Annotated in this window: 3 protein-coding genes; all 3 read left to right on the top strand. The window is 40.3% G+C overall.

Annotated elements, in window-relative coordinates; genetic code table 11:
- Window positions 1-1,109 (top strand): nickel-dependent lactate racemase (larA, locus tag FFX44_RS12510; protein ID WP_289981735.1); only part of this gene is annotated, 1,109 nt, incomplete at its 5' end.
- Between the two features lies 1 nt (window position 1,110).
- Window positions 1,111-1,872, top strand: a complete 762-nt coding sequence (gene larB, locus FFX44_RS12515) for a nickel pincer cofactor biosynthesis protein LarB (protein WP_289981743.1) — start codon at window positions 1,111-1,113, stop codon at window positions 1,870-1,872.
- The coding region (locus FFX44_RS12520) for a LarC family nickel insertion protein (RefSeq protein ID WP_289981747.1) at window positions 1,869-2,618 on the top strand (750 nt) is incomplete at its 3' end. The genes larB and FFX44_RS12520, both read left to right, overlap by 4 nt.

Genomic DNA, 2,618 nt, shown 5'->3' on the forward strand with positions numbered 1-2,618 from the left:
TGGCAAAAGGAAAGAAAGACATTGTAATTATTTCTTCTGACCATACACGTCCAGTTCCGTCAAAGATAATTACACCAATTCTATTGCGTAGAATTCGTTCAGCGGCTCCAACTGCAAGAATTAGAATTTTAGTTGCGACTGGATTCCATAGACCCTCGACAACAGAGGAATTAATTAACAAATACGGCAAGGAAATTGTTGATAATGAAGAAATTGTGATGCATTATTCGCAACGCGATGAAGACATGGTCAAAGTGGGTAAGTTACCTTCTGGTGGAGATTTAATTATTAATAAAGTTGCAACTGAAGCGGATTTACTGATTTCAGAAGGCTTTATTGAATCACATTTCTTCGCGGGATTCTCTGGTGGAAGAAAAGCTGTTTTACCAGGTGTGTCGTCATACAAAACAATTATGGCAAATCATTCAGGCGAATTTATTAGTGATAAACATTCTAGGACAGGTAATTTGAATCACAATTTAATCCATGAAGACATGGTTTACGCAGCTAAAACTGCAAAATTAGCGTTTATCTTAAACGTTGTACTTGATGAAGATAAGAAAATTATTGGTTCATTTGCGGGCGATTTAGAGAAAGCTCATAAAAAAGGAACTGATTTCGTTGAATCATTATCGGAAGTTGATGCAATTGAATCTGACATTACGATTTCGACAAACGGCGGCTTCCCGCTGGATCAAAACATTTACCAGGCAGTGAAGGGAATGACGGCGGCTGAAGCAACTAATAAAATCGGTGGCACAATCATTATGGTTGCGGGTTGTCGAGACGGACACGGTGGTGAAGGATTCTATCATAATATTGCCGATGTTGCCGATCCTAAGGAATTTCTTGACAAAGCAATCAACACACCACGACTTGAGACGGTTCCAGATCAGTGGACATCACAGATTCTGGCACGAATTTTAGTCAATCATCATGTTATTTTTGTATCAGATCTTGTTGCTCCAGAATTGATTACAAATATGCATATGGAACTTGCAACCTCACTAGACGATGCAATGAAGAGTGCATATGAACGTGAAGGTGAAAAAGCAAAAGTTGTAGTTATCCCTGATGGACTCGGAGTCATTGTAAAAGGTAAGAACTAAGATGGAAGCTGCGAAGGTAAGACAGATATTTCAACTTGTTTCCGAAAAGCAGATAAGTGTGGAAGATGCGACTGAGATCATTAATAATTCAGGCTTTACTGATTTAGGGTTCGCTAAGATTGATACGGAAAGAAATAAAAGAACGGGTTTTCCTGAGATAATTTATGGTGAGGGTAAAACGGCTATACAGATAATTGGGATTGTTGAGGCAATGTTAGGCAAACAAAATAATATTGTTGTGACAAGAGTTGCTGCGCTAAAAGCGAAAGCTGTTAGGGCGAGTTTACCGCAGTTAGAATATGATGAAGTTTCCGAAATGCTGTTGTGGGAGCAAAATCCAGTAGAAAAAACAGTTGGGAAAATTGCAATTGTGACGGCAGGAACTTCTGATTTGAAGATTGCAGAAGAAGCCGCAGTAACTGCGGAAGCTTTTGGCAATAGTGTTGACAGAATCTATGATGTCGGAGTCGCGGGGATTCATAGACTATTTGCACGCATAGATGAGATTAGAGCGGCACAAGTGGTCATCGTGATTGCCGGAATGGAAGGTGCATTGGCTTCTGTTGTCGGCGGGCTTGTGAGTTCGCCAGTGATTGCAGTCCCGACAAGTGTCGGTTATGGAACTGCGTTCAATGGGTTAGCGGCATTACTAACAATGCTAAACAGTTGCGCGACAGGTATTACGGTTGTGAATATCGATAACGGTTTTGGTGCTGGTTATTCTGCAAGTAAAATAAATCATTTAGCGGAGGCGGTAAAATGAAGAGTTTATATCTTGATCCTTTTTCAGGAGTAAGTGGGAATATGCTGCTGGGAACGTTATTTGATTTAGGGCTGAACTTCGAAGCCTTCAAGCAGGAATTAGCAAAGTTAGGGATAACGGGATATGAATTGACCCTCACAAAGACTACAAAGTCGGCAATTAAGGGACATTTGTTCGAGGTTGTGTTGAATGATGAATTCAAAGGGCATCATGCGGATGAAGGTGCAGGAAAAATTCATCATCATGGTAGAAATCTAGCCACTATTGAAGGGATTATTAATGATTCTGCACTAAGTGAGCATATCAAGAAAGCTGCTTGTATGGTTTTTGAAGAAATTGCCAAGGCAGAAGCACAGGTACACGATAAAAAAATTGATGAGATTCATTTCCATGAAGTTGGAGCAATTGATTCAATTGTTGATGTTGTCGGATTCTTTATTGGTTTAGAATTATTGAAAATTGAGAAGGTCATTTGTGGAACGCTTGTTGATGGGACTGGTACAATCAGGGTCGCACACGGTGTAATGCCTGTACCAGTACCTGCAGTAATGCAGATGAGAATGAATAGTGAGGTACCTTTCAGGCAAAGGGAAGATGTACTGACAGAGTTAGTAACCCCAACTGGTTTTGGAATCGTAAAGTGTATCACAAAAGAGTTTGGAGGAATACCAGATAATTTGATAGTTGAACAAGTCGGATATGGCTTTGGGACACGAGAAACTGGTAGCTTGAATGCATTGCGGGGA

It is taken from the genome of Lactobacillus sp. UCMA15818, from assembly GCF_030400225.1.
Lineage (GTDB): Bacteria > Bacillota > Bacilli > Lactobacillales > Lactobacillaceae > Liquorilactobacillus.

Bases quoted from the DNA above. Each gene is read 5' to 3' on its own strand.
- larB (WP_289981743.1), top strand. From the start codon at position 1,111: ATGGAAGCTGCGAAGGTAAGACAGATATTTCAACTTGTTTCCGAAAAG.